At 53.8% G+C, this 223-nt stretch carries 1 pseudogene; it reads left to right on the plus strand.

Annotated features, from left to right (window positions below):
• A pseudogene (tuf, locus tag WFO70_RS22585) lies at positions 1-223 on the plus strand (elongation factor Tu); the annotation flags it as partial.

Raw genomic sequence — 223 nt, forward strand, 5'->3', positions numbered from 1 at the left:
GTTCCGCAAACTGCTGGACGAAGGCCGTGCCGGTGAGAACGTTGGTGTTCTGCTGCGTGGTATCAAGCGTGAAGAAATCGAACGTGGTCAGGTTCTGGCTAAGCCAGGCTCCATCAAGCCGCACACCAAGTTCGAATCTGAAGTGTACATCCTGTCCAAAGACGAAGGCGGCCGTCATACTCCGTTCTTCAAAGGCTACCGTCCACAGTTCTACTTCCGTACT

The sequence above is a fragment of the Leclercia sp. AS011 genome (assembly GCF_037152535.1).
Classification (GTDB): Bacteria; Pseudomonadota; Gammaproteobacteria; order Enterobacterales; family Enterobacteriaceae; genus Enterobacter.